The sequence below is a fragment of the Dietzia sp. CH92 genome (assembly GCF_032248695.1).
Classification (GTDB): Bacteria; Actinomycetota; Actinomycetes; order Mycobacteriales; family Mycobacteriaceae; genus Dietzia.
On sequence record NZ_JAVHXC010000004.1, the window covers coordinates 354555 to 378911 of the forward strand.

Here is a 24357-nt window from a genome sequence, read left to right on the forward strand (position 1 = left end):
AACCGGACTCACAGAAACATGACGTGGCCCTCATAAGCGGATTCGAATAACCGGTGCTCGACACAGGACGTCCCACGGCACCTACACTCGGCAGTGATGCAGGCCACACATGACCTAAGGACCGCGATGACGACCGAGTTCGCCACCCCGCCAGCCGCCAAGCCCTTCCCCGTCGAGAACCTGTCCAGACTGGTGTTCAAGAACGCACAGGAGGCGCCCGACGACGTCGCCGTGCTGCGTCTCGTCGGCCGCGACTGGAAGGAGGTCACCTGCGCCCAGTACCTCGAGGAGGTCAAGGGGGTGGCCAAGGGCCTCATCGCCCGCGGCGTCACGCCCGGCGACCGCCTGGCCATCATGAGCCACACCCGCTACGAGTGGTCGCTCATCGCCTGGGCCGCGTGGGCGGCCGGCGCGGTCACCGTGCCGATCTACGAGACGTCCTCGCCCGCCCAGTGCGACTGGATCCTCACCGACTCGGGCGCGACGGTCGCGGTCGTCGAGAACCTCGAGCTGCGCGAGGTGATGACCGGCGGCACCGACTGGTCCGGCGACGTCCTGGTGATCGAGAACGACCTCGTCGCCCAGTTGACCGAGGCCGGCGCGTCGATCTCCGACGAGGAGCTGGAGAAGGCGTCGCTGGCCGCGGGCCACGAGGACCCGTGCGCAATCGTCTACACCTCCGGCACGACCGGTAACCCCAAGGGCTGCGAGATCGTGCACGGCGGGTTCGGCGGCGTCGTGGTGTCCGTGGAGGAGCAGCTCCAGGACGCGTTCGTGCCCAACAGCCGCACGCTCATCTTCCTGCCGCTGGCCCACGTCCTGGCCCGCATCCTCGAGGTGGCCTGCTTCTACAAGCGGGTCGCCGTGGCCCACGAGCCCGACACCACCAAGGTCATCGAGCGACTCGCCGAGATCCACCCGACGTTCCTGGTCTCCGTGCCCCGCGTGCTGGAGAAGGTCTACAACTCCGCCGCGGCGAAGGCCGAGAACGCCGGCGGCGCCAAGGCCAAGATCTTCAAGGCCGCCGTCCAGACCGCCATCGACTACTCCAAGGCCCTCGAGGGCGGCGGCCAGCCGTCGACCGCGCTCAAGCTCAAGCAGAAGCTGTACTCCAAGCTCGTGTACTCGAAGCTGCACGACGCCCTCGGCGGGGAGTGCGACCGCATCATCTCCGGCGGCGGCCCCCTGGGCGCGCGACTCGGGCACTTCTTCCGCGGCGCCGGGTTCGACCTGCTCGAGGGATACGGCCTCACCGAGTCCTCGGGCGTGCTCACCGTCAACCCGATCGGCCGGGCAAAGATCGGCACGGTCGGCAAGCCCATCCCGGGCGTGACGCTCCGAATCGCCGAGGACGGGGAGGTCATGGCCAAGGCCAAGACTCTGTTCAAGGGCTATTGGCGGAACCCCAAGGCCAACGAGGAGTCGTGGACCGGGGAGTGGTACCACACCGGTGACATCGGCGAGCTCGACTCCGACGGCTACCTGTCCATCACGGGCCGCAAGAAGGACCTCATCGTCACCGCGGGCGGCAAGAACGTCTCCCCGTCGCAGCTCGAGGACCTGCTCACCTCCGATCCCCTGATCAGCCAGGCGGTCGTGGTCGGCGACAACCGCAACTACATCGCCGCACTGGTGACGATCGACCCGGAGACCTTCCCCGCGTGGCGGGACCGGCACGGCAAGACCGGGGAGGTCGAGGACCTGCTGACGGACGGCGACCTGGTGGGCGCCGTGCAGGACGCGGTCGACCGGGCCAACAAGTCGGTCTCCCGCGCCGAGTCCATCCGCAAGTTCAAGATCCTGGCTGCGGAGTTCTCGGTCGAGAGCGGTGAGCTCACGCCGACGCTCAAGCTCAAGCGCAACGTCGTGCACGACCGGTTCGGCGCCGAGATCGAGTCCCTCTACGCCGACGCCTGACCGTCGGGTGCGCCAGCGCCCGGATCCCGCGGGATCCGGGCGCTCCGCTCATTTCCCCGCCCACCATCACGTACACTCGCCGATAGACAGACCTGTTCATTCTTCAGAACGGAACACACCATGGCGCAGATCTACTCCGACATCTCCGAGACCATCGGCAAGACCCCGCTGGTCCGTCTCAACTCCCTGACCGAGGGGCTGCAGGCCACCGTCCTGGCCAAGCTCGAGTCGGCCAACCCGGCCGCGAGCGTCAAGGACCGTATCGGCGCGGCCATCATCGACGACGCCGTGGCGTCGGGCGGCCTCAAGCCGGGCGGGACGATCGTCGAGGGCACCTCGGGCAACACCGGTATCGCGCTGTCCATGGTCGCCGCCGCCCGCGGCTTCAAGGCCGTCATCGTCATGCCCGACACCATGTCGGTCGAGCGCCGCGCCGTCATGCGCGCGTACGGTGCCGAGCTCATCCTCACCCCGGGCTCCGAGGGCATGAAGGGCGCGGTCGCCAAGGCCGAGGAGATCGCCGCGACGCGTGAGAACGCCGTCCTGGCCCGCCAGTTCGCCAACCCGGCCAACCCGGACGTCCACCGCCGCACCACCGGACCGGAGATCTGGGAGGACACGGCGGGCGACGTCGACATCTTCGTGGCCGGCATCGGCACCGGCGGCACCATCTCGGGCGCCGGCGGCTACCTGCGCGAGCAGAAGTCGGACATCGAGATCGTGGCCGTCGAGCCCAAGGACTCCCCGCTGCTCACCGAGGGCAAGGCCGGGCCGCACAAGATCCAGGGCCTGGGCGCCAACTTCGTGCCCGAGATCCTCGACCGGGAGATCTACAACGAGGTCATCGACGTCACCCTCGAGGACTCGCTGGCGATCGCCAAGCGCCTCGGCAGCGAGGAGGGCATCCTCGCCGGCATCTCCTCGGGCGCCAACGTGTGGGCCGCCCTCGAGATCGCCAAGCGTCCCGAGAACGCGGGCAAGACCATCGTCGTCATCGTGTGCGACTACGGCGAGCGCTACGTCTCCACGATGCTGTTCGAGGACTACCGCGACTGATGACGTCCACGTCCGATCGCCCGGTGGGGTTCTGGCGCACACTGCGTGAGGACCTCGCCGCGGCGCGCGCCCACGACCCGGCAGCCCGCGGCGACATCGAGAACGCCGTCGTCTACTCCGGACTGCACGCCATCTGGTTCCACCGGCTCTCGCACCGCCTGTGGAAGTCAGGCGGCGTCGGCCGGACCGCGGGGCGCGTCCTCTCCCAGTTCTCCCGCTTCCTCACGGGGATCGAGATCCATCCCGGCGCGACCATCGGCCGGCGGTTCTTCATCGACCACGGGATGGGCGTCGTCATCGGCGAGACGGCCGAGATCGGCGACGACTGCATGATCTACCACGGCGTCACCCTCGGCGGGGTCTCGCTCAAGCAGGTCAAGCGGCATCCCACGCTCGGCGACCGCGTCACCGTGGGCGCCGGCGCCAAGATCCTGGGTCCCGTGTCGATCGGGGACGACTCGTCGGTCGGCGCCAACGCCGTCGTCGTCAAGGACGCCCCCGCCAACTCGATCGTGGTGGGGGTGCCCGGTGAGGCCCGTCCCGCCAAGTCGACCAAGGAGGAACTGCGGGAGGCGCAGTTCTACATCGACCCGGCCATCTACATCTAGCCGGACCGCCCCGGGACGCGTCGGCCCACACGTCCCGGGGCGGAGGCGGAGTGACCGCACTCCCCGTCACGCCGTCGGGGGCTAGGCTCTGCCCCTGTGCGAACCCTTCCCACCACCCTCTGGCTGCGCGGGCCCCTGGCCGTGCTCGCCCTCGCGTCGGTGGTCATGGTCCTCCGCGCGCCCGACGAGCGGACCCCGTGGTGGGGCATCACCCAGAGCTTCCTGGACGTGCACGTCTACCGGTGGGGGGCGGAGGCCGTCCGCGCGGGCGTGCCCCTGTACGAGGGCCTGCTGTGGGGGCCCAACGCCCGCTTCTTCGCGGAGATGCCCTTCACCTACCCGCCGTTCGCCGCGCTGCTCTTCCAGCCGCTACCTCTCCTCTCCGAGCCGCTGATGATGGCCGGGTGGGCGACGCTCACCCTGGGGCTGCTCTACCTGGTCGTCCGGATGGCGTTCCGCGCGCTCGACTACGCGCCCGCCACCGTCACCCGGCAGGTGTCCCTGTGCCTGGCCCTGATCTGCCTGTCGCTCGAGCCGGTGCGCACGACCGTCTGGCTCGGCCAGATCAACATCATCCTGCTCGCGCTCGTCCTCGCCGACCACCTGCTGTCCCGGCTCGGCCCCGGGCACCGCTTCGCGCGGTGGCGCCACCTCGCCGGGGTCGGCAGCGGCCTCGCCGCCGGGATCAAGCTCACGCCGGCGTTCTTCTGGGCGCACTGGATCGTCACCGGCCGGTGGCGTCTCGCGGTCGTCTCCGGCGTCACCTTCCTCGCGACCGTGGCCCTCGGCTTCGCCGTCATCCCCTCCGACGCGGTCCGATACTGGTCGGGCACGGTCCTCGAGTCCGGCCGCATCGCCCAGGACTCCGTGGTGTCCAACCAGTCGCTGCGCGGGGTGATCGCCCGGGTCCTCGGCGTCGACGCCGCGCCGACGGCCGCCTGGTTCGTCCTCGCGGTGCTCGCCGCGGTGGTGGGGTTGGCGATGGCGGCCCTCCTCCACCGGGCCGGTCACCAGCTGCTCGCGCTGACCCTGTCCGGGATGACGATGTCGGTGGTCTCGCCGTTCTCGTGGGGCCACCACTGGGTCTGGTTCGTGCCGCTGCTCGTGCTGGCGGTGCATCACGCGATCGCCGGGCGGCGCTGGTACCTCTGGCTCCTCCCGCCGCTGCTGTGGTCGGCCACCGCGGCCTGGGTGCAGAGTTTCCCCAACCCGGACTTCCCCGATGACCGCTGGGTCGCGATCGGGTTGTTCATGCTGGGCGGGGACATCCCACCCGTGATCTTCGGGCTCATCACCAACGTCTACCCGCTGGTCTGGCTGGTCACGGTGGCGCTGGCGGCCCTCCTGCTCCGACGCGCCCGCCGGGACGGCACTAGGCTGCGCGGGTATGGGACGACGGACGACTCGTCACCGGGCGCAGCGGGTTCTGGCCGGGGGTGACGTACGGGGCGAGGTGACGACCCTGGCAGTGGAGGAGCCGCTCGAGATCCGGCTCGCCGGCCAGCCGTTCGTCGTCACGATGCGCACCCCGGGCGACGACATGGATCTGGCCGCCGGGCACCTGGTGTCCGAGGGCGCGGTCTGGCACCGCGATCACCTGCCCGAGATCTGCTACTGCACCACCGTCAGCGGCCGGGCCGAGCAGGACTACAACACGCTCACCGTGACCCTGTCGCCGGACATCCCCACCCCGCGGTCCGCCCGGGCCTCCACGATGAGCAGTGCCTGCGGGGTGTGCGGAGTCGACTCGATCGACGAGGTGCGGCGCTCGACGCATTTCCCGGCCGGGCCGGCCGAGCCCCTGATCGACGCCGGCGTCCTGCTCGCGCTGCCCGAGCGACTGCGCGAGCAGCAGAAGGTGTTCGGCAGGACGGGTGGCGTCCACGCGGCGGGGCTGTTCACCCCGGCCGGCGAGCTGCTGTGCCTGCGCGAGGACGTCGGCCGGCACAACGCCGTGGACAAGGTCGTGGGCTGGGCGCTGCGCGCCGGCCGGCTGCCGTTGCGTGACACCGTCCTGCAGGTCTCCGGCCGCGCGTCGTTCGAGCTCGTGCAGAAGACGTCGATGGCGGGCATCCCGGTGATGGCGGCGGTGAGCGCGCCGTCGTCGCTGGCGGTCGACCTCGCGGAGGACGTCGGGGTGACGCTGATCGGGTTCAGCCGCGGCGACCGCGCGACGGTGTACACCCACCCGGAGCGCATCCGCGACTGAGCCCCGCGGCCCGACCCCCGCTCAGTCGCCGGCGGACGAGCGGTACTCGAGCATGGGGACGAGGAACCGGCGCGCGAGAAGCTCGAGCGCGGCGTCGTCGCCCAGGTCGACCAGGTCGGTGGGGATGGTGAGGTAGGAGGCGCAGATCCGGACGAACATCTCGGCGACCAGGTCCACCTCGAGCCGGGGATCCAGGCCTCCGGCCCGCTGTTCGGCCTCCAGTCGTCCCGCCACGAAGCGGCGCACCGTGGCGATCATCTGCCCGTCCTTGCCGATGAGCGAGCCGATCACCGAATCGCGCTCGTTCTCCAGCAGGTGCGTGAGCAGTGGATTGGTGCCGAAGGCGCGCAGGGACCCCACGAACGCCGCCACCACCCTGTCGGCGACCCCGCGGTGGGCCGCGACCTCCGCGGAGAACCGGGCGAAGTAGCGCTCGAACTCGCGCAGCACCACCTCATCGACCAGCGCGTCCTTGGTCTCGAACTTGCGGTACACGGTGATCCGGGCGGCGCCCGCGCGGCGGGCGACCTCGTCCATGGACGAGTGCCGGATGCCGCGCGTGCTGAACAGCTCGTAGGCCGCGTCGAGGATCCGCGTGCGGGTCGCATCCCCGGTCGCGGCCCGTGAGACCGTGGCCGCCCCGGGAACGGGCGGGCCGGACCGCGCCTGGGTCATGGTGACTCCTCCCTCGCCGGACCGGTCGTCCACCGTCAGTTCTACCGCCATCGCGCCCGCCCCTTGTGATGCAGACCACACGATGCTAGGAATGGTACTACGAAACAGAAATTGTTTCATTGCACCATCGGATCATCGCACCAGCCATCGACCGGCGCTCGGCGTGTCGAGCGGCCGCGGGACGACGAGGAGCCACGATGCACGAGTTGAACAGGCGGTCGCTGCTGCGGGCCGGCGGGACCCTGGGCGCGGCGGGCGTCCTGGCGGCGGCCACCCAGGCGGTCCCGTGGACGTGGTCCCCGGCGTGGTCGCGTCCGGGCGAGGGCAGCGGCGCGGACCCGCGGGCGGTGTACGACCCGGAGGCCGACGAGCTGATCGGCAGGCTGATCGACCGGGGCGAGATCCCACGGGTCAACGACATGCTGCGGGGCTGGACCACCAACGCCCAGCCCGTGCCCGCCGGTCTGCCCGGTGGCCTGGGCGATTTCCTCGAGCGCGCCGTGCGTCTGCCCGAGTGGACGGACCACCGCAAGCTCGCCGACGCGGTGCGGTTCAACGAGAAGCGCGGCACCTATCTGGGCGTGTTGTACGGGTTCGCCAGCGGCATGATGAGCACGGTCATCCCCCGCGAGGCCCGCGCGGTGTACTACTCCAAGGGCGGCTCGGACATGAAGTCGCGCATCAGCAAGACCGCCAAGCTGGGTTACGACGTGGGCGCGCGGAACGCCTATCAACCGGACGGCGAGATGGCCGTGACGGCGGTCAAGACCCGGATGTCCCACGCGGCCGTGCGGCACCTCCTGCCGCGGTCGCCACACTGGGACCGCGCGGCGGACGAGGCCCGGCCGATCAGCCAGGCCGACATCATGGTCACGTGGCACAGCCTGCCCACGACCGTCATGCGCAACCTGCGGGCGTGGGGCGTCCCGCTGGACCCGGCGGAGTCGGAGGGGTTCCTGCACTCGTGGCAGGTGACGGCGTACATGCTGGGGGTCGAGGACCAGTACATCCCGGCGACGTGGGACACGGCGGACCTGCAGGCCCGACAGGTGCTCGACCCGATCCTCGCGCCGACGCCGGAGGGCCTGAAGCTCGCCGACATGCTGCTCGACCTGGGCTACAACATCGACCTCACGCTGCTGACCCGGCCGGTGCTGGGCGCGCTGACCCGCTTCATCCTCGGCGACCAGATCGCCGACTGGCTCCACATCCCGCGTGAACCGGTGTGGAGCCCGCTGCTCGAGACGGCGTGGGGACCGTTCGTCGCGGTCCGCGAGGGCCTGCTCACCGCGGGTGTGCCGCGGGAGACGTACTGGATGATCGACGAGCTCCTGCGTCAGTTCGTCCTGTACTACATGGCCGAGCTGCGGATGCCGATCGCCATCGAGATCCCGACGTTCAACAATCCGAACTACGGCTGAGCCACGGCGACCGCGTCGCTCTCCTCGCGCCGGTCGTCGCGCTCGGCGTGGGGCACGTAGCCCCGCCCGGGCGCGATGAACAGCAGCAGCAGCGCGGCGCCCGCCGCGACGAGCCCCAGGGCGAGGAGGGCGTCGGAGATGCCGGCGGTGAAGATCTCGGCGGCGGCGTCGACGATCGGCTGCGCGGCGGGCCCGGCGACCGCGCCGAACTCCACGGCCCCGGCGAACGATCCGGCGACCGCGTCCCGTGCCGCCTCGGGGACGCCCGGGAGGACCGCTCCGATGTCGGCGGCGTACCGGCCGGCGAGGAGGCTGCCGGAGATGGCGATGCCGATGGCGGCGCCCACCTCGCGCATCGCGTCGTTGACCGCGGCGGCCACCCCCTGCTCGTCGACGGGGATGTCGGACACGATCGCCGAGGTCGCGGGCGCGGTGGACAGTCCCAGGCCGACGCTCGCGATGACCATCGGCCACAGGATGTCGATGTAGCTCGAGTCCACGTCCAGCCGCGAGAGCAGGATCATCCCGGCGGCGATCGCGCCGACGCCCACCACGGACACCGCCCGCAGGCCGACGGCGGCGGTGAGGCGGGGTGAGAGCAGCGAGAACACCATGACGGGCACCACCATGGGGGCCAGGGACAGGGACGCCCCGATCGCGTCGTAGTCCTTGACCAGCTGCAAGTACTGCACGATGAGCAGGAAGAACCCGAAGATCGTGAGGAACTGCATGCCCACGGACACGGACCCCGCCGAGAAGCCGCGGCGCGTGAAGTAGCGCACGTCGAGGATCGGGTCCCCCGCCCGGAGTTCGACGAGGATGAAGGCGATCAGACTCACGGCGGAGGTGACGAGGGCGACGACGACGGGGGCCGCGCCGAAACTGGTGTGCGCGCCCTCGATGAGCCCGAAGACCACCCCTCCCACCGCGAGGGCGGAGAAGACGGCACCGGCGACGTCCGGCCGACCGCGCCGGGAGGCCACGGATTCACCGATCGTGAACGCCGCCACCAGCACCACCAGGCCCAGGACCGAGTAGACGGCGAAGATCGATTTCCACGACCACACCTGCAGCATGAGCCCGGAGCCGATGAGGCCGACGATCCCGCCGATGCCGGCGAACCCGGCCCACGTGCCGACGGCCGTGCCGCGTCGTTCGGGCGGGAAGCTCGCGGTGAGCAGGGACAGCGTCGAGGGCATGACGAACGCCGCGCCGACGCCGGCGACCGCGCGCAGGATGATGAGCCACAGCGGCGAGTCGAGCCACAGCGGCAGCGCCGAGGACACGGTGAACAGGGCCAGCCCCACGATGAGGGTGGCGCGGCGACCGAAGCGGTCACCGAGGGCGCCTGCGGTGAGCACGAGCGCGGCCAGCGCGAGCGTGTAGGAGTCGACGATCCAGGTGAGTTCTGCCTGCGTCGCGCCGATCGCCACGGCGATGTCGGGCAGCGACGTGTACAGCGCGGACATGGTGGCCACGACCAGCGAGACCGCGACGACGTTGACGAACAGCAGCCAGCGTCGCCGTCCGGTGGACAGTTCCAGCACGGGGCCTCCTGGGTGGGCGGGACGAGAAACGCTACCGATGGTATCGCTTCAGCCCCGCCACCGTAACCCACGACCGGTCCGCGGCGGCGGGCCACAATGGTGGTCATGTCCACGCCGACCGATCCGCGCCGCGCCCGTTCCCGCAGCAAACTCCTCGACGCCGCGGCGGACCTGCTCGTCTCGGGCGGGGCGGCGGCCGTGACGGTCGAGGCGGTGACCCGCCTGTCCGGGGTCGCGCGGACCACGCTGTACCGCAACTTCCCGTCCACGGACTCGCTCATCGCGGCCGCGTTCCGCCGCCTGCTGCCCGCGCCGGAGTCTCCCCCGGCGGACGCCCCGCTGCGGGAACAGCTGCTGCACCTGAGCGGGGAGATGACCCGGCTCATCCAGGACGCGCCCCTGCAGCAGTCGATGCTCGGGTGGCTGGCGATGGGTCGCGGCGCCTCCGACGACGACGAGGTGGGACAGCTGCGTCGCGGGATCGTCGACTCCTACGCCGCGCCCCTGCACGCGGTGCTCTCCGCCGCGGAGGCCGACGGCACGCTCGTGCCGGGTGACCGCGACCTGGCCGTGGCGCAGCTCGCCGGGCCGGTGGTGCTCGCCCGCATGATCGGCCTGCGCCCGCTCACCGCCGCCGACGTCGAGCAGCTGGTCGACGACTTCCTCCGCGCGCGCCTCGCAGCGGGCCCCGGGAACACGGGGGACGCGGAGAACGCGGGGGACGCGGAAAACACCGAGGGAGCCGGGTGAGCGGCGCGGACACGGTCGGCGCGATCGTCCTCGCGGGCGGCCGCGCGAGCCGCCTCGGCGACGTGGACAAGGCCCGCGTCCGGGTGGCGGGGCGGCCGATGATCGACGCCGTCCTCGGCGCCGCCCGGGCGGTGGCGGGACCCGTCGTCACGGTGGGCCCCGGGGGCGACACCCGCGAGGATCCGCCCCGCTCCGGTCCCGTCGCCGCGATCGCCGCGGGACTGGCGGGCCTTCCGGGGGCGGTGGAGCTCGTCGTCGTCGTCGCCTGTGACCTCCCCGACCTCGACGCCGCCACCCTCCGCGCGCTCGTCGCCGCGCTGCGCCGCCCCGCGCGGGGTTCGGCGCCCCGCGTCGCGCTCGCCGTGGACGACGCGGGGCGCGACCAGTACCTCCTCGCCGCGTGGGACCGCCGGGCCCTCGCCGCGCGCCTGGCCGCCCTGGAGGCCTCCGGCGGCGTGGGCGGCCGGGCCGTGCGGTCCCTGTACGACGGGGGGATCGACGACCACGGGTACGACGACCGGGGGAACGACGACGAGGTGGTCGTCCGCGTCCCCGTCGGCGACCCCGCCCGGGACGTCGACACGTGGGCCGACCTGGCCGGACGCGGGCCGGTGGGCCTCGCGCACGTGGGGGCGGTCCTGCGGGCGGGGCTGGCACCGCTGCCGGCGGTCGGGCGCGCGCCCCTCGACGCGGTGGGGGCGGTCCTCGCGGCTCCACTGACCGCGGCCGACCCGATGCCCCGGGGGCCGGTCTCGGCGATGGACGGCTACGCGCTGGCCGGGCCCGGGCCGTGGCGGCTGACGGGGGCCGCCCGCCGCGCGGGGGACGACTCGCCCGCGTCGTTGGACCCGGGGACGGCCGCGCCCATCGCGACCGGCGCCCTCATCCCGTCCGGCACCGACCGCGTCCTGCGTCACGAGCTGGTCGAGGCGCACAGTGATCCCGGCGCGGACCCCGGCGACGACCGTGTGGGCGGCGGTGTGGGCGCCGGCCGCGTGGGCGGCGGTGTGGGCGGCGGCAGTGTGGGCGCCGACCGCGTGGGCGGCACGGTCCTGGCCGCGCTGACCGGCGCCGACGGGGTGGACGACCTGCGCCCGGTCGGCGAGGACTGGCCCACCGGACACGAGCTCGCCCCCGAGGGCGCGGTGCTCGACGCGGCGCTCGCCTCGGCGGCCCTGTCCGGCGGCGTCGTCGAGGTCCTCGTGCGCGGGCCGGTGCGGGCGGAGCTGGTGACCACGGGGGACGAGGTGCTGCCCGCCGACACTCCCCCGCCGCTGCCGCCGGGACGGATCCGCGACACCGTGGGCCCCCTGCTCGGCGGTCCCGCCGGGGTCCTGGCGCGCGCCGGTTTCGGCGCGATGGGTCCGCCGCGGCACCTCCCGGACACGGCCGAGGCGGTCGACGCGCTGCTGGCGGGGGCGGACCCGGACCTCGGGGGCGCCGGGAGCGACGTGGGCCCAGCGGGGGTCGATGTCCTCGTGCTGGTGGGCGCCACCGGGCGCGGCGTCGCCGACCACCTCCGGCCCGCACTCGAGCGGGTCGGTGCGCGCATCGTGATCGACGGGGTCCGCGTCCGCCCCGGCGGCTCCCAACTCGTCGCGGCGCTGCCCGACGGTCGTGTCCTGCTGGCCCTGCCGGGGAACCCGCTGGCGGCGGTGTGCGCGGCCGCCACGACGGGCCGGGCGCTGGTCGACGCCCTCACCGGCCGTCAGCGCACACCCGTCACCGCGCTCGTGCCGGGGCTCGCGCAGCTGGCCAACCCGGAGCGCGCGCGGATCCTGCCCGCCCGCCCGGACGGCGCCGGGGGCTGGCAGCTCGCCGGCCGCGTCCGCACCGCGCACCTCGCGGACCTCGCGGGCGCCCCCGCACTCGCGCTCGTGCCCGAGGGGGCCGGCGCCGAGGGCGGTGCCGAGGGCAGCGCCGGTGCCGGGGACAGCGCCGAGGGCAGCGCCGGTGCCGGGGTCAGCAGCCATGCCGGGGCCCCGGGCGACCGGGTCGAGCTCCTCGACTGGATCTGACCCGCCCCGCCCGCCGCGTCACACGGGGACGGGCGGGCGGACTCCAGGCTCAGCGGCGACGGTTGCGCAGCTTCTCGGCGAACTCGCGCGCCTTGCGCTGGTTCTCCGGTTTCGCGGCCTCACGCCTGACCACCTGGACGGCCTTGAGCGCGACCCCGCTCTTCACCGCGTTGCGAAGAAATCCCATCGTGTCCACCTCCATGACGTTTCCCGCCGGCGGCGGGGCGCGCCAGTCTACCGCCGCACAGCGGTCCCGGCCTCCGGACGCGGGCCCGGCGGACACCGGCACAGCCGCTCCTGGCGATGGCGTCTCGCCTGCCCCGCGGTGCGCGCGAGACGCCATCGCGAGGGGCGGCTGCGAATCTGGCGGACAGGAGCAGGGGCGAGACGCCAGGGGCGGGAGCGGATGCCGGGCGCGCAGGCGGGTGCAGCGGCGGCGGACGCGGGAGCGCCGGCATGCGCGGGGCGGAGCCGCGGCGGGGGCGGGCACCCGCGCCGCGGGGCGGGCGGTGGGCGGCCTCATCCGGAGCGTTCCCGCAGGTGAGACGGCACAGTAAATGACCAGCTCAATAGGTATTTGAGATCACCGGGAACAAATGCCCCCACCCGTCTCGGAATATGGCACGCTCGGCGTCGTGCAGTTGTCCCGGTCCTCCGATCTCGCGCTCCGCGCCCTCATGCGTCTCGCCGTCGCCGACGAGCGCGAGGAGCGGATGACCGCCGCGGCGATCGCCGAATCGGTCGAGGCCTCCGTCAGCCACGTGGCCAAGATCGTCTCCCGCCTGGTCGAGATGGGCCTGGTGCGATCGCGACGCGGCCGCGGCGGCGGACTGGTCATCACCGAGGCTGGCCGGCACGAATCGGTCGGTCGCCTACTGCGCCGACTGGAGGGCCCGGGCGAGGTCGTCCAGTGCGAGGGCCCCACGCCCTGCCCGCTCGCGGGCAATTGCGGACTGCGCCGGGCCCTCGTCGACGCCCGCGAGGCGTTCTTCGCCACCCTCGACCCGCTGACGGTCGACTCGATCGTCCGCACGCCCACCCGCCGGGTCCCGCTCAGCCTCGGCACCCGGCCGACGGCCGGCCCGGGCCCCTAGCCACCCTTTTCGTCCCCCACCCACTCACGTCCGACCCACCCGGTGCTCGGACCGCCCCGTCGCGCCCTGACACGAGTGCCGCTGTCCCGGCGCCTGCCCCGAAGGAGTACCCGTGACCACCTCGATCACCACCCTGGAGTCGATCCTCGCGCACCCCCGCGAGCTGTCCGCCGAGCACGCCGCCGTGGTCCGAGCGACCCTGCCCGTCATCGGCGCCCACATCGACGAGATCACCCCGGTGTTCTACCGGACGATGTTCGCCGACAACCCGGACCTTCTCCGCGACACGTTCAACCGCGGCAACCAGAAGCTCGGCGCGCAGCAGCGGGCACTCGCCGCGTCGATCGCCACGTTCGCCACCCTGCTCGTGGACGGGCGCAGCCCGGTCGAGATGCTCTCCCGGATCGGCCACAAGCACGCCAGCCTCGGCATCACCCCCGACCAGTACCAGCTGGTCCACGACTACCTCTTCGGCGCGATCGTCGAGGTTCTCGGAGAGGCGGTCACCCCGGAGGTCGCCGCGGCGTGGGACGAGGTCTACTGGATCATGGCCGCCGTCCTGGTGGACTTCGAGAAGGCCCTCTACGACCGCGCGGAGGTCGAGCCCGGCGACGTGTTCCGCACCGCGACCGTAACCGCACGGGAGGACGTCACGGACAGCGTCGCCGTGTTCACGCTCCGCGGACCCGACGGCCGGCCGCTGCCCGACTTCCGCCCCGGCCAGTACACCTCCGTCGGCGTGGTCCTGCCCGACGGCGCCCGCCAGCTGCGCCAGTACTCCCTGTCCAGTGCGCCAGGCGACGGCACGTGGCGGATCGGCGTCCGCCGGGTCGAGCCGGCCACCGCCGACGGCCGGGCCTGCCCCGCCGGCGAGGTCTCCGGCTGGCTGCACGCCCACGCGACCGTCGGCACCACCCTCGAGGTGACCCTCCCGTTCGGCGATCTCGTCCTGGATGCCGCCGGCACCGGGGCGGCAGGACAGACCGCACCGGTCGTCCTCTGCTCGGCGGGGATCGGCATCACCCCGATGCTGGGAATGATCGCCCACCTGGCGGCGACCGACGACCCGCGGCGTGTACTCGTCCTGCATGCCGACCGCAGCCCCTCCGACCACGTCCTCGCCGACGAGGTCGCCGGCGAGACCGCCATGCTCGCCGACGTCGACGTCCACACCTGGTACGAGCAAGCCCCCGAGACCGTCACCGGCCCGGGCTCGGTCCACCACGGTTACATGGATCTGTCGTCGATCGCCCTCCCCGAGGACGCCCACGTCTTCCTCTGCGGGTCCACCGGATTCCTCCAGTCGATGCGCCCGCAGTTCCTCGACGCCGGGGTTCCCGAGGACCGGATTCACGCCGAACTGTTCGCCCCCAACGACTGGCTGGTCTGACCGCTCGGTCCGGGCCGGACCCGTGAAGACTCCGTCGGCGGGAGCCGGGCCGTCGGCTCCGCGGGGTAGCGCCCACAGCCGCCCCTCGGCATGGCGTCTCGCGCGCACCGCGGGGCGGGCCAGACGCCATGCCGAGGGGCGGCTGTAGATCGAGCGGTCAGGCCCGGGAGCGAGAAGCCAGGCGCGGGAGCGGACACCGGGGCTCGGCGACGCACGCCCGGGAGCGAGGCGCCAGACGCGGGAGCGGATGTCGAGCCTTGGCGACGCAGGCGCGGGAGCGGATCGTCAGCCGTCCGCGCCGGGTACACGGGGGCCCGCCCGCGTCAGCGCCCGTCAGCCGCGCCCTCCACGCCGACCTGGATGAGCGTGCCCCACGGGTCGTCCACCCGGAGCACGGCGCCGTCGTGGCGGGTCGCGAACCCGTGATCACCCAGGCGCTGCCGGAGCGCGTCGACGTCGTCGGCGGTGGGCAGGTCGATGTTCACCTGCCCGAGCCCGAGAGCCGCGGCGCGGGGGCCGGCCCCGGCGGTGCCCCACGTGTTGACCGCGATGTGGTGGTGGTACCCGCCGGCGGCGATGAACAGCGCGGAGCCCACATCGCTCATCACCTCGAATCCGAGGGCGTCGACGTAGAAGTCACGCGCCACCCCGATGTCGCCGACCTGCAGGTGCACGTGGCCGAGCGTCGCGGCCGGGCCCGCCGCAGGCGTGATGGGCGCGTTCGGCAGGTGCGTGCGGAGGAACTCGTTGGGGTCGAGCGGGTTGGTGGCCACCTTGAGCAGCCCGTGCGGCTCGGTGGCCCAGGTCTCCCGGGGACGGTCGACGTACATCTCGACGCCGTTGCCCTCGGGGTCGTCGAAGTAGAACGCCTCGCTGTAGAGGTGATCCGAGCTGCCGGTGAACGACCGGGGCGCATACCGGGCGACCGACGCGACCGCCGCGGCCAGCGAGGGCTTGTCCTCGAAGAGCACGGCGGTGTGGAACAGGCCGGCCTCGCCCTGGCGGCGCGGTGGCAGGTCGGCCATCCGACGCATCCGGACGATCGGCAGGCCGGGCCGGCCGAGGACCGCCGTGTCGCCGGTCTGCTCGAGCACGTCGAGCGTCATGCCCTGCGAGTAGAAGCCGATCATCGCGTCGAGGTCACGGACCAGCAGTTCGACCGCACCCATGCGGGTGTCGGCGGCGATCAGATCGTCGGCGGGCCGACGGACGAGGCTGCGGGGGTGGGGGTTCTGGACGTAGACGGGCACGGTTCCTCCGGGAAGTGACGTAATTGATATGTCACTATAGGCAATCCGGGCAGCCTCCGGACTATTCCGTGACGTATCACGCACTGCGTTGAGGCCAGCGGGAGCGCGGGCCGAGCGAACGCGGGCGCAGCCGGGCGCCAACGCGGGCGGCGCGGGATCGGCCTACTGCGGCAACGGCGCCAGGCCGGAACCCTCGAGCGCGCGGCGGCCGCGGTCGGAGGTGATCAGCTCGAGGAAGTCGCCCGTCGCGGCCCGCTCGGCTTCGGCGTCGTCCCCGTCCTCGCCCCCCGGGATCCGGGCCACGGTGTACCGCGTGGTCCCGGCGGCCTGCGCGAGTTCGCGGTCCCGCTGGTCGACCTCCACCAGAGCGACCCAGCCGTGGGAGGCGGCGACATCCGTGCGGTAGACGATGCCCACGTCGACCTCGTTGTCCGCCAGCCGCGCGGCGAGGGCCCGCGACCCGGGTTCCCGCTCGATCACCGGGGGTTCGACGCCCGCCGCCGCCAGCAGCGTCTCCGCGGCCAGACCGCAGGGCACGTCCATCTCGCAGATCCCGACCCGCAGGTCCGGACGCTCGAGGTCGCGCAGGCCGGTGACCCCTCGCGGATTGCCCGACGGGACGGCCATCACGACGTGGTTGCGGGCGAAGACGCGGGGATCGACCGCCGCCCCGGCGTCCACGAGCCGCTGCATGGCCTCCTCGCTCGCGGAGGCGAAGAGGTTGATGTCGGTCCGCTCGGTCAGGCCGTCGGCGATCGCGTCCGACCGGCCCAGCTCGAGGCTGACGCGGACCCCCGGGTGTTCGGCCTCGAACACGGTGATCATCTCTGTGAACGCCCCGGCCAGTGACGGCGCGGCGGCGATGCCAAGGGTCAGGGTCGAATCCCCGGTCTCCGGGTCCGCGCACGCGCCGAGGACCGTGCACGCCAGGGCGAGCGACACCACGCCGAGGGCCCGGCTCCGGCGCATCGCTCAGCCGCCGGCGAACGGGGGCAGGACGTCGACGGCCGCCACGCCGTCGATCGAGGCCTCTGGATCGCGGGTCGTCTCGTCACCCACGAGGAACGAGGACACCGTGACGATGCTGGCCAGGGGCTCACCGTGCCGTTCGCACACCTCGCGCGCCAGCTCCCCGACGGTCGTCGCGTGGGTGTGCAGGCGTTCGCGGGCGGTGCCGGCGGCGTCCTCGGCCGCGGCGTAGTAGCCCACGGTGATGACTCTCGGTGTCCTGCTCACGATGCCAACTGTATCCCCCGCCCCTGACACGTCAACCACCAATGGCTCCCATCGATCGCCGGGGCCGGTGGAAGGCCGTGCCGCCGATCCCGTGCCCGGCCTGCTTGCCCCACATCGCGTCTCGCCACGCCCGTGCGACCTCCCGGTCCGGTGCGCCCGAGCGCAGCACGCCCAGCACGTCGGTCTCGTCGTCGCTGAACAGACACGACCGGACCGTCCCCTCGGCGGTGAGGCGGGTCCGGTCGCAGGCCGCGCAGAAATTGCGGGTCACGGTGGCGATCACCCCGACCGTCGCGGGTGCGCCCCCGACGGAGTGTCCGGCGACGCGCCACAGTTCGGCCGGCGCCGACGGGTCGTCGCGTCCCGCGGGGATCAGCTCGAAGCGGGTCCGTAGCGAGGCCAGGACGTCCGCGGCGGTGACCATGATGTCGCGCGACCAGGTGGCCTCGGCGTCGAGCGGCATCTCCTCGATGAAGCGCAACTGCACGCCCTCGGCCAGCGCCCACTCCAGAAGGTCGGGCGCCCCGTGCAGCGTCGCGCGCAGGGGCACGGCGTTGACCTTCACCGGTGACAACCCGGCCTCGACGGCGGCACGCACGCCGCGCAGCACCGAGGGCAGCCGGTCACGGCGGGTGAGCTGCGCGAACTCAGCGCGGTCGACCGTGTCCAGGGAGATGTTGATGCGGTCGAGGCCGGCCTCGACGAGCCGCCCCACGCGGTGCTCGAGCCCCACGCCGTTGGAGGTCATCGCGATGGGCATCTCCGGGCACGCGGCGCGCGTTCCGGCGATGATCTGTTCGAGGTCGGCCCGCATGAGCGGTTCGCCGCCGGTGAAGCGGACCTCGTGCACGCCGAGCTCCCGGTGGGCAATCGCCACCAGCCGGATCACCTCGTCGGCGGTCATCCGCGCGGCGTCGGGGATCGGCGGCAGGCCCTCCTCGGGCATGCAGTACGTGCAGCGCAGGGAGCACTTCTCGGTGAGCGAGACCCGCAGGTCGCGGGCGACCCGGCCGAAGGAGTCCACGAGCAACGGCGTCGCGGGGCGTGCGTCCGGGCCGGTCACGTCGCCCACCTCCCCTCCGCGGTGTCGGTGGACCCGAGTGTAGGGGTCGGGGCCGCGCCCCGCTCACTCGTCGTCGGGTCGGCGCTCCAGGGCCGTGATGTCCGGGGTGGGGCCGAGCAGGGTGAGTTCGTGCGCCTCGTCGCGGGCGGCCTGCGCGCGCAGGTGCGGCGCGATGGCCCGGCCGAGGTGGTAGCCCAGGATCACCACGAGCGTGCCCAGGGCGATGCCGCCGAGCTGGAAGTCGTCGGTGATGGTCAGGGTGGTGTCGCCGATCGCGATCACCACGCCCGCCGCGACGGGCACCAGGTTGAGGGGGTTGCCGAAGTCGACCCGGTTCTCCTTCCAGATCTTGGCGCCGAGCAGGCCGATCATGCCGTAGAGCACCACGGTGATGCCGCCGAGCACACCACCCGGGGTCGCGGAGATCACCGCGCCCAGCTTGGGCGAACATCCCAGCACGATCGCGGTCACCGCGGCCACCACGTAGGCGGCGGTCGAGTACACCTTGGTCGCGGCCATCACGCCGATGTTCTCGGCGTACGTCGTCGTCGCCGATCCACCGAAGCTCGTCGCCAGCACGGTCCCCGCGCCGTCGGCGGCCAGCGCGCGGCCCATCAGGCCGTCGGTCTCGGTCCGCGTGATCTCGCCGATCGCCTTGACGTGCCCGGCGTTCTCGGCGATCAGGGCGATCACACCGGGCACCACGAGCAGGACGAACGCCAGGGAGAAGTCGGGGGCGTGGATGCCCACCACGCCGGCGGCCTCGTCGGTCATCGGCGGCAGGCCGATCCACGGCGCGTCCCACACCCCGGACCAGTCGACGCGCAGGTGCTCGGTGACCTCGCCGGCGGTGGCGCTGAAGGAGGTGATGGGCCCGGTGAGCACGTCGAGCACCCAGGACAGGACGTAGCCGAAGATCAGGGCGAGGAAGATCGCGATGCGTCCGGCGAAGCCCTTGAGGCCGACGGTCATGCCGATGAGCACCACCATCACCGCCAGCGCGACCCACTGGTCCTGGGGCCAGTAGGTGTCGGCCACGACGGGCGCGAGGTTGAAGCCGAGCAGCATCACCACGGCGCCGGTGACCACGGGCGGCAGGATCGCGGTGACCACGCGGCCGCCCACGAAGTGCACGATCAGGCCCACGACCAGCAGGGTGGCGCCGGCGACGAGCATCGCGCCGGTGACCTCGGCGCTCGTGCCGCCCTGCGCGCGGATCGCGGCGACCGCGCCGACGAACGCCACGGACGTGCCGAGGTAGCTGGGCACCTGCCCCTTGACCACGGCGAGGAAGAGCAGGGTGCACACGCCGGAGAAGAGGATCGCCAGCTGCGGGTTGAGCCCCATGATGAGGGGGAACACGAACGTCGCACCGAACATGGAGACGACGTGCTGCGCGCCGATCCCGACGGTCCGCGGCCAGCTCAGCCGCTCCATCGGGGCCACCACCTCGCCCGGCCTGATGTTCCTGCCGTCGCCGTGTACCGACCAGAGAGCCACGTCTTCCCCATTCTCGCTACCGTCCGGCCTCACCCGAGCGGGCCGTAGGCACAGTACAACGCGATTACCGTGGGGACATGACTCCCCTTCCCGACGCGTCGACCCGCCCCTCCCCCGCCGAGTACCGCGAGCTCCTGCGCGCGCACCTCACGCCGGTGTTGGAGCGCGCCGCGCGCAGTACGCACCTGCCGCTGTCGGCGTGCGCGGAGTCGGTGCTCTCGCGCGACCTGCGGGCGTCGGTGGATCTGCCGTTGTTCGTGAACTCGCAGATGGACGGTTACGCGGTGCGGTCGGCGGACGTGGCGGGGGCGGGGCCCGACTCGCCGGCGCGGCTCCGGGTGGTGGGGGCCGTGCACGCCGGTGACGGCCCTGGTCCGGGGGTCGACGACGACGAGGCCTGCAAGGTGATGACCGGTGCGCCCGTCCCCGAGGGGGCGGATTGTGTGGTGCCGGTCGAGGACACGTGGGTGAGCGACTCCGACCCCGCGGTGGTGCTGGTGGCGGCGCCGCGGTCGCCGGGCGAGTTCCTCCGTCGCCCGGGGGACGACGTCCGCGCCGGCGACGTGGTGATCGAGGCCGGGGTGCGGCTCGAGGCGCGGCACCTCGCGGCCGCCGCGTCGCTCGGGATGTCCGGTCTCGACGTGCGGCCGCGGCCCCGCGTCGGCGTGGTGGCCACGGGCTCGGAGCTCGTGGCGCCCGGCCGGCCGCTCGGACCGGGGCAGATCTGGGAGTCCAACTCCATCACCCTCACGGCTGCGCTCAAGGCGTGCGGATGCGAGGTCACCACCACGATCGTTGCCGGCGACGACCGCCACGAGTTCACGTCCGCACTGGACGCGGCTGCGGGCGGTGCGGACCTCGTGGTGACGGCCGGGGCGGTGTCGATGGGGGACGCCGAGGTGGTGCGTCAGGTCCTCGCCGACCGCGACGGGGCGAGGTTCGCGCCGATCGCCATGCAGCCCGGCGGCCCCCAGGGTCTGTCGACCTGGCGCGGCACCCCGGTCGTGTGTCTGCCGGGCAACCCGGTCAGCGCGCTGGTGTCGTTCGTCGTGCTCCTGCGGCCGGTGATCCTCGAGGCCGTGGGTCGGGCGCCGATCCGCCCGGTCCGCGCGCGCCTGGCCCGCGACGTGCGCTCGCCCGAGGGGCGCGTGCAGTTCCTGCGGGCGGCCCTGGACCACGGGCGGGCCGCGGGCCCCGGCTCCGACCTCCCCGCCGTTGACCCCGTCTCCGGTCCGGGCTCCCACCTCGTCGCCTCGATGGCCCGGGCGGACGTCCTGATCGAGATCCCGGCCGACGTCACCTCCCTGGCGGCCGGGGCGGAGGTGGAGGCGATCCCGCTGTAGAGGCGCCCACCGCCCGAGCGCGGGATCTCCGTACAGTCTCCGGTGGGGTCGGCCGATGCGTGGGCCCCGGTTCGCTCCGACGCGGGCGCGCCGACGCGCGACCGAAGGAGAACGTATGGACCCGGTGGACGAGGCCGAAGGCGCGATCCGCTGGTCCCGGGTGGAGGACACGTTCGTCGTGGGGAGCATCCGGGGGAACTTCGTCGGCTACATCGACCAGACGTCCCCGACCACCTTCGAGCCCCACGACCACGTGTCGCGACGGCTCGAGACGGCCGGGTCACTCGAGGAGGCCATGTCCAGCCTGTCAGCCCTGTACTTCACCGACCGGGAGAACGGGGTCTCCGATGTCGTCGGTCGCTGAGCGCAACGGGGCGCCGCGCGACGGCGCCCTCAAGTACCTCGTCTACACCAGTACGGCCTCCCGGGAGATGCGGCCGGAGGACTTCGAGTCCATCCTCCGCACGGCCCGCGAGCGGAACCGCCGGGTGGGGATCACCGGCGTCCTGCTCTTCCGGGACGACTGCTTCATCCAGTTCCTCGAGGGCCCGCCGGCCGAGATCGACGCACTGCTGGACGACATCGCCGGCGATGACCGACACGAACGCCTCCGCGTGCTGCTGACGGAGACCACGACCGAACGCAGCTTCGCCGACTGGCGGATGGGCTTCGGCACGCCGCGCTCGACCCGGTCGACGGGGACCGACGGGGTCCGGGACAGCTTCATCGATCTCACCGCCGGCGAGGACGAGGGCGTGGTGCGACAGGCGGCGGAGGACTTCTCGATCTGGTTCAAGGTCCGGGAGCGCTCGGCCCGGGTCTGACCCCCGACCCCACCCGTTGCAGTACATGCAAACTTGCACAGACTGCAGAACGGGCGCATCATCGTCCGGTGACCACCGCCGGATCATCTGACGCCCCCGCCGGCCTCCGCGAGGCCAAGAAGGCCCGCACCCGCGCCGCGATCGCGCGCGCCGCCCTGCACCTCGTGGCCGAGGACGGCCTGCAGGCGACGACGGTCGAGGCCATCGCCGCGCGCGCCGACGTCTCGCCCCGCACCTTCTTCAACTACTTCGACTCCAAGGACGAGGCGGTCGTGCACCTGAGCACGGACCGCTTCCGCCGCCTCATGGGCACGCTCTTCGGCGACGGCGTCGAGCCCGCCGCCAACCCTGTCCTGCAGATCCGCGACCTCATGCTGCGTTTCCTCGAGGACACCGACCCCGACTCCGCCACGGACGACGAGCTGATGCGTTCGGCGCTCGAGCGCGACCCCACCCTGTTCGGGGCGCTCAATGCCTCGATGACCGTCGTCGGCGCGGAGTTCGAGGCCGCCATCGCCTCGCGCTACGACACCACCCGCGACCGCGACCTCGCGAAGGTCGGCCTGAGCGTGGCGCTCGGCCTCGTCCAGACCGCGATGGTCGAGGCCTGCGCGGGGGCACCGGTCACCCCGCTCGCCGAGAGCGTCGCTCACTACTTCGAACTCCTCGAATCCGCCCTCCAGGAAGGCCCCACCGCATGACCAGTACCTCGTCGACGCCACCGGCGTCGTCCGAGAGTGATCCGATCACGCTGACCCCGCGCACGGTCTGGATCATCTTCGGAGCCCTGATGGCGAGCATGTTCCTCGCCTCGCTCGACCAGTCCATCCTCGGCCCCGCGCTGCCGACCATCGTCGGCGAGCTCAACGGCGTCGAGTCCCAGGCGTGGATCATCACGATCTACATCCTCGCCGTGGCTGTGACGATGCCGTTGTACGGCAAGTTCGGCGATCTCGTGGGCCGCCGCAACCTCTTCCTGCTGGCCATCGCGATCTTCACCCTGGGCTCGGTCGGGTCCGGCTCGGCCGGGTTCTTCACCGATCCCGCCACCGAGGCGGGCTTCTGGGAGCTCGTCGCGTGGCGCGGGGTCCAGGGCCTGGGCGGCGGTGGGCTCATGATCCTGTCGCAGGCGATCATCGCCGACATCGTGCCCGCCTCCGAGCGCGGCAAGTACATGGGCCCGATGGGCGCCGTCTTCGGCATTTCGGCGGTGGCCGGTCCGCTGCTGGGCGGCTTCTTCACCGACTCCGCCCACTGGCGGTGGTGCTTCTGGATCAACGTGCCGGTCGGTGTCATCGCCTTCGTCCTGGCCTGGAAGTACATGAAGCTGCCGCCCCGCACGAGTTCGGCGAAGGTCGACTGGGCGGGCATCCTGTTCATGGTCCTGGGCACGTCGGGCCTGGTCCTGGTCACGGACCTCGGGGGCGACCAGCTCGCGTGGGATTCGGCCGGCATGATCGCCATGATCGTCGGCACGGTGCTGAGCATCATCGCGCTCATCGTGGTGGAGAGTCGCGCCGAGGAGCCGATCCTGCCGCTGCACCTGTTCACCGGCCGGGTGTTCGTGATCGCCACGATCATCGCGTTCGTGCTGGGTGTGGCGATGTTCGCCGCGATCGGCTTCATCCCCACGTTCCTGCAGATGGCCACGGGCACCTCGCCGGCGGGCTCCGGGCTGCTCATGATCCCGATGATGGTCGGCCTCATGGCCACCTCGATCGGCTCGGGCCTGGCGATCGCCAAGACCGGTCGCTACCGCGTCTACCCGATCGTCGGTATGGCGATCACGGTGCTCACGGTCATGGTGATGACGCAGATGACCGGCTCGACGCCCATCTGGCAGATCATGGGCATGCTGCTGTTCTTCGGCGCCGGCCTGGGCCTGGTCATGCAGGTCATCGTGCTCGCGGTGCAGAACGCTGTCGATCCGCGCGAGGTGGGCGTGGCCACCAGCTCGAACAACTACTTCCGCGAGATCGGTGCCGCGATCGGCACGGCGTGGTTCGGCTCCCTGTTCACCGACCGGCTGATCACCAATCTCACCGAGACGGTGGCGGCGAACCCGGAGCAGGCCATGGCGTCGGGGCTCAACCCGAGCGCCGTCACGCCGGCCTTCGTGGCGAACCTGCCCGAGCCGCTGCACCAGGGGATCGTGGACTCCTACGCGAACGCCCTCGCACCCGCGCTCTGGTACGTGGTGCCGGTCCTCGCCGTCGCTCTGCTCTTCGCGTTCTTCCTCCCCCAGGTCGAGCTCAGCGACGAGGCCGGCATGGTGGCGCGCGGCGAGGCCGTGTGGGACGACGGCAAGGCGACCGCTACCGAAACCATCATCACCCAGGCCGACGGGTCCGCCGGTGCGGATTCCGCCCCCGGCGCGACCAGTGCGGTCGCCGCCACGAACGGCGGTGGTGCCCCCCGGAACTAACCAGATCGTCGACGCTCCACCCCGCAGTCAC

General features: G+C 72.4%; 23 protein-coding genes. 15 read left to right on the forward strand and 8 right to left on the reverse strand.

Features of this window, described 5'->3' with window-relative positions:
* The first annotated feature begins 126 nt into the window (after nt 1-126).
* The 5 genes from RWK90_RS10950 (at nt 127) to fdhD (ending at nt 5790) form a co-directional block, all read left to right on the forward strand.
* Entirely contained in the window at nt 127-1917 is a 1791-nt protein-coding gene (locus RWK90_RS10950) for a long-chain fatty acid--CoA ligase (protein ID WP_314037730.1), read from the forward strand.
* Nucleotides 1918-2037: 120 nt separating this feature from the next.
* Nucleotides 2038-2973 (forward strand): cysteine synthase A, encoded by a 936-nt coding sequence (gene cysK / locus RWK90_RS10955; RefSeq protein WP_314037650.1) that lies wholly within the window; start codon nt 2038-2040, stop codon nt 2971-2973.
* The gene (gene epsC, locus RWK90_RS10960; RefSeq protein ID WP_314037651.1) at nt 2973-3581 is read left to right on the forward strand and encodes a serine O-acetyltransferase EpsC; all 609 of its coding nucleotides are present in this window, start codon (nt 2973-2975) and stop codon (nt 3579-3581) included. The genes cysK and epsC overlap by 1 nt, the downstream gene beginning before the upstream one ends.
* A 96-nt stretch (nt 3582-3677) precedes the next feature.
* Complete coding sequence (locus RWK90_RS10965) at nt 3678-5021, forward strand: glycosyltransferase 87 family protein (RefSeq protein WP_314037652.1); 1344 nt, start codon at nt 3678-3680, stop codon at nt 5019-5021.
* Nucleotides 4969-5790 (forward strand): formate dehydrogenase accessory sulfurtransferase FdhD, encoded by an 822-nt coding sequence (gene fdhD, locus RWK90_RS10970; protein ID WP_314037653.1) that lies wholly within the window; start codon nt 4969-4971, stop codon nt 5788-5790. Before RWK90_RS10965 ends, fdhD begins: the two co-directional genes overlap by 53 nt.
* 21 nt (nt 5791-5811) lie before the next feature.
* Here fdhD and RWK90_RS10975 read toward each other — a convergent pair whose 3' ends face one another.
* On the reverse strand, nt 5812-6465 hold the full coding sequence (locus tag RWK90_RS10975) for a TetR/AcrR family transcriptional regulator (RefSeq protein ID WP_314037654.1): 654 nt from the start codon (nt 6463-6465) through the stop codon (nt 5812-5814).
* Nucleotides 6466-6662: 197 nt separating this feature from the next.
* On the opposite strand from RWK90_RS10975, the gene RWK90_RS10980 reads away from it, so the two are divergent.
* Complete coding sequence (locus tag RWK90_RS10980; RefSeq protein ID WP_314037655.1) at nt 6663-7886, forward strand: oxygenase MpaB family protein; 1224 nt, start codon at nt 6663-6665, stop codon at nt 7884-7886.
* Here RWK90_RS10980 and RWK90_RS10985 read toward each other — a convergent pair.
* Nucleotides 7877-9433, reverse strand: coding sequence for an MFS transporter (locus RWK90_RS10985; RefSeq protein WP_314037656.1), 1557 nt, complete (start codon nt 9431-9433; stop codon nt 7877-7879). The two genes, RWK90_RS10980 and RWK90_RS10985, sit on opposite strands and share 10 nt — an antisense overlap.
* A 105-nt stretch (nt 9434-9538) precedes the next feature.
* Between RWK90_RS10985 and RWK90_RS10990 the strand changes: the two genes are divergently transcribed.
* Together RWK90_RS10990 and RWK90_RS10995 are read left to right on the forward strand one after the other, a co-directional pair.
* Nucleotides 9539-10183, forward strand: a complete 645-nt coding sequence (locus RWK90_RS10990; RefSeq protein WP_314037657.1) for a TetR/AcrR family transcriptional regulator — start codon at nt 9539-9541, stop codon at nt 10181-10183.
* Entirely contained in the window at nt 10180-12201 is a 2022-nt protein-coding gene (locus RWK90_RS10995; protein ID WP_314037658.1) for an NTP transferase domain-containing protein, read from the forward strand. Before RWK90_RS10990 ends, RWK90_RS10995 begins: the two co-directional genes overlap by 4 nt.
* A gap of 49 nt (nt 12202-12250) precedes the next feature.
* On the opposite strand, the gene RWK90_RS11000 is transcribed toward RWK90_RS10995, so the two are convergent.
* A complete protein-coding gene (locus tag RWK90_RS11000; protein ID WP_314037659.1) occupies nt 12251-12388 on the reverse strand; it encodes a hypothetical protein in 138 nt (45 codons plus the stop codon).
* A 448-nt stretch (nt 12389-12836) separates the two neighbouring features.
* On the opposite strand from RWK90_RS11000, the gene RWK90_RS11005 reads away from it, so the two are divergent.
* Together RWK90_RS11005 and RWK90_RS11010 are read left to right on the forward strand one after the other, a co-directional pair.
* Nucleotides 12837-13295: an Rrf2 family transcriptional regulator gene (locus RWK90_RS11005; RefSeq protein WP_314037660.1), complete on the forward strand. Its 459-nt coding sequence runs from the start codon at nt 12837-12839 to the stop codon at nt 13293-13295.
* 112 nt (nt 13296-13407) lie between these two features.
* Nucleotides 13408-14685, forward strand: a complete 1278-nt coding sequence (locus tag RWK90_RS11010; protein ID WP_314037661.1) for a globin domain-containing protein — start codon at nt 13408-13410, stop codon at nt 14683-14685.
* A gap of 323 nt (nt 14686-15008) precedes the next feature.
* On the opposite strand, the gene RWK90_RS11015 is transcribed toward RWK90_RS11010, so the two are convergent.
* From RWK90_RS11015 to RWK90_RS11035, 5 genes are all read right to left on the reverse strand, one after another.
* The gene (locus tag RWK90_RS11015) at nt 15009-15935 is read right to left on the reverse strand and encodes a VOC family protein (RefSeq protein ID WP_314037662.1); all 927 of its coding nucleotides are present in this window, start codon (nt 15933-15935) and stop codon (nt 15009-15011) included.
* Between the two features lie 162 nt (nt 15936-16097).
* The gene (locus RWK90_RS11020) at nt 16098-16904 is read right to left on the reverse strand and encodes a substrate-binding domain-containing protein (RefSeq protein WP_314037663.1); all 807 of its coding nucleotides are present in this window, start codon (nt 16902-16904) and stop codon (nt 16098-16100) included.
* Between the two features lie 3 nt (nt 16905-16907).
* Nucleotides 16908-17171: a hypothetical protein gene (locus tag RWK90_RS11025; protein WP_314037664.1), complete on the reverse strand. Its 264-nt coding sequence runs from the start codon at nt 17169-17171 to the stop codon at nt 16908-16910.
* A 31-nt stretch (nt 17172-17202) separates the two neighbouring features.
* Nucleotides 17203-18243, reverse strand: coding sequence for a GTP 3',8-cyclase MoaA (moaA, locus tag RWK90_RS11030; protein WP_396230318.1), 1041 nt, complete (start codon nt 18241-18243; stop codon nt 17203-17205).
* Between the two features lie 54 nt (nt 18244-18297).
* Entirely contained in the window at nt 18298-19671 is a 1374-nt protein-coding gene (locus RWK90_RS11035; RefSeq protein ID WP_396230323.1) for a uracil-xanthine permease family protein, read from the reverse strand.
* A 140-nt stretch (nt 19672-19811) separates the two neighbouring features.
* On the opposite strand from RWK90_RS11035, the gene glp reads away from it, so the two are divergent.
* From glp to RWK90_RS11060, 5 genes are all read left to right on the forward strand, one after another.
* Nucleotides 19812-21077 carry a gephyrin-like molybdotransferase Glp gene (glp, locus tag RWK90_RS11040; protein ID WP_314037667.1) on the forward strand — a complete coding sequence of 422 codons (1266 nt, stop codon included), beginning with the start codon at nt 19812-19814 and terminating at the stop codon, nt 21075-21077.
* A gap of 115 nt (nt 21078-21192) precedes the next feature.
* On the forward strand, nt 21193-21441 hold the full coding sequence (locus RWK90_RS11045; protein ID WP_314037668.1) for a hypothetical protein: 249 nt from the start codon (nt 21193-21195) through the stop codon (nt 21439-21441).
* Nucleotides 21425-21901: a BLUF domain-containing protein gene (locus tag RWK90_RS11050; protein ID WP_314037669.1), complete on the forward strand. Its 477-nt coding sequence runs from the start codon at nt 21425-21427 to the stop codon at nt 21899-21901. Before RWK90_RS11045 ends, RWK90_RS11050 begins: the two co-directional genes overlap by 17 nt.
* A gap of 68 nt (nt 21902-21969) precedes the next feature.
* Nucleotides 21970-22602 (forward strand): TetR/AcrR family transcriptional regulator, encoded by a 633-nt coding sequence (locus tag RWK90_RS11055; protein WP_314037670.1) that lies wholly within the window; start codon nt 21970-21972, stop codon nt 22600-22602.
* Nucleotides 22599-24326, forward strand: coding sequence for an MDR family MFS transporter (locus tag RWK90_RS11060; RefSeq protein WP_314037671.1), 1728 nt, complete (start codon nt 22599-22601; stop codon nt 24324-24326). Before RWK90_RS11055 ends, RWK90_RS11060 begins: the two co-directional genes overlap by 4 nt.
* The last annotated feature ends 31 nt before the right edge of the window (nt 24327-24357 follow it).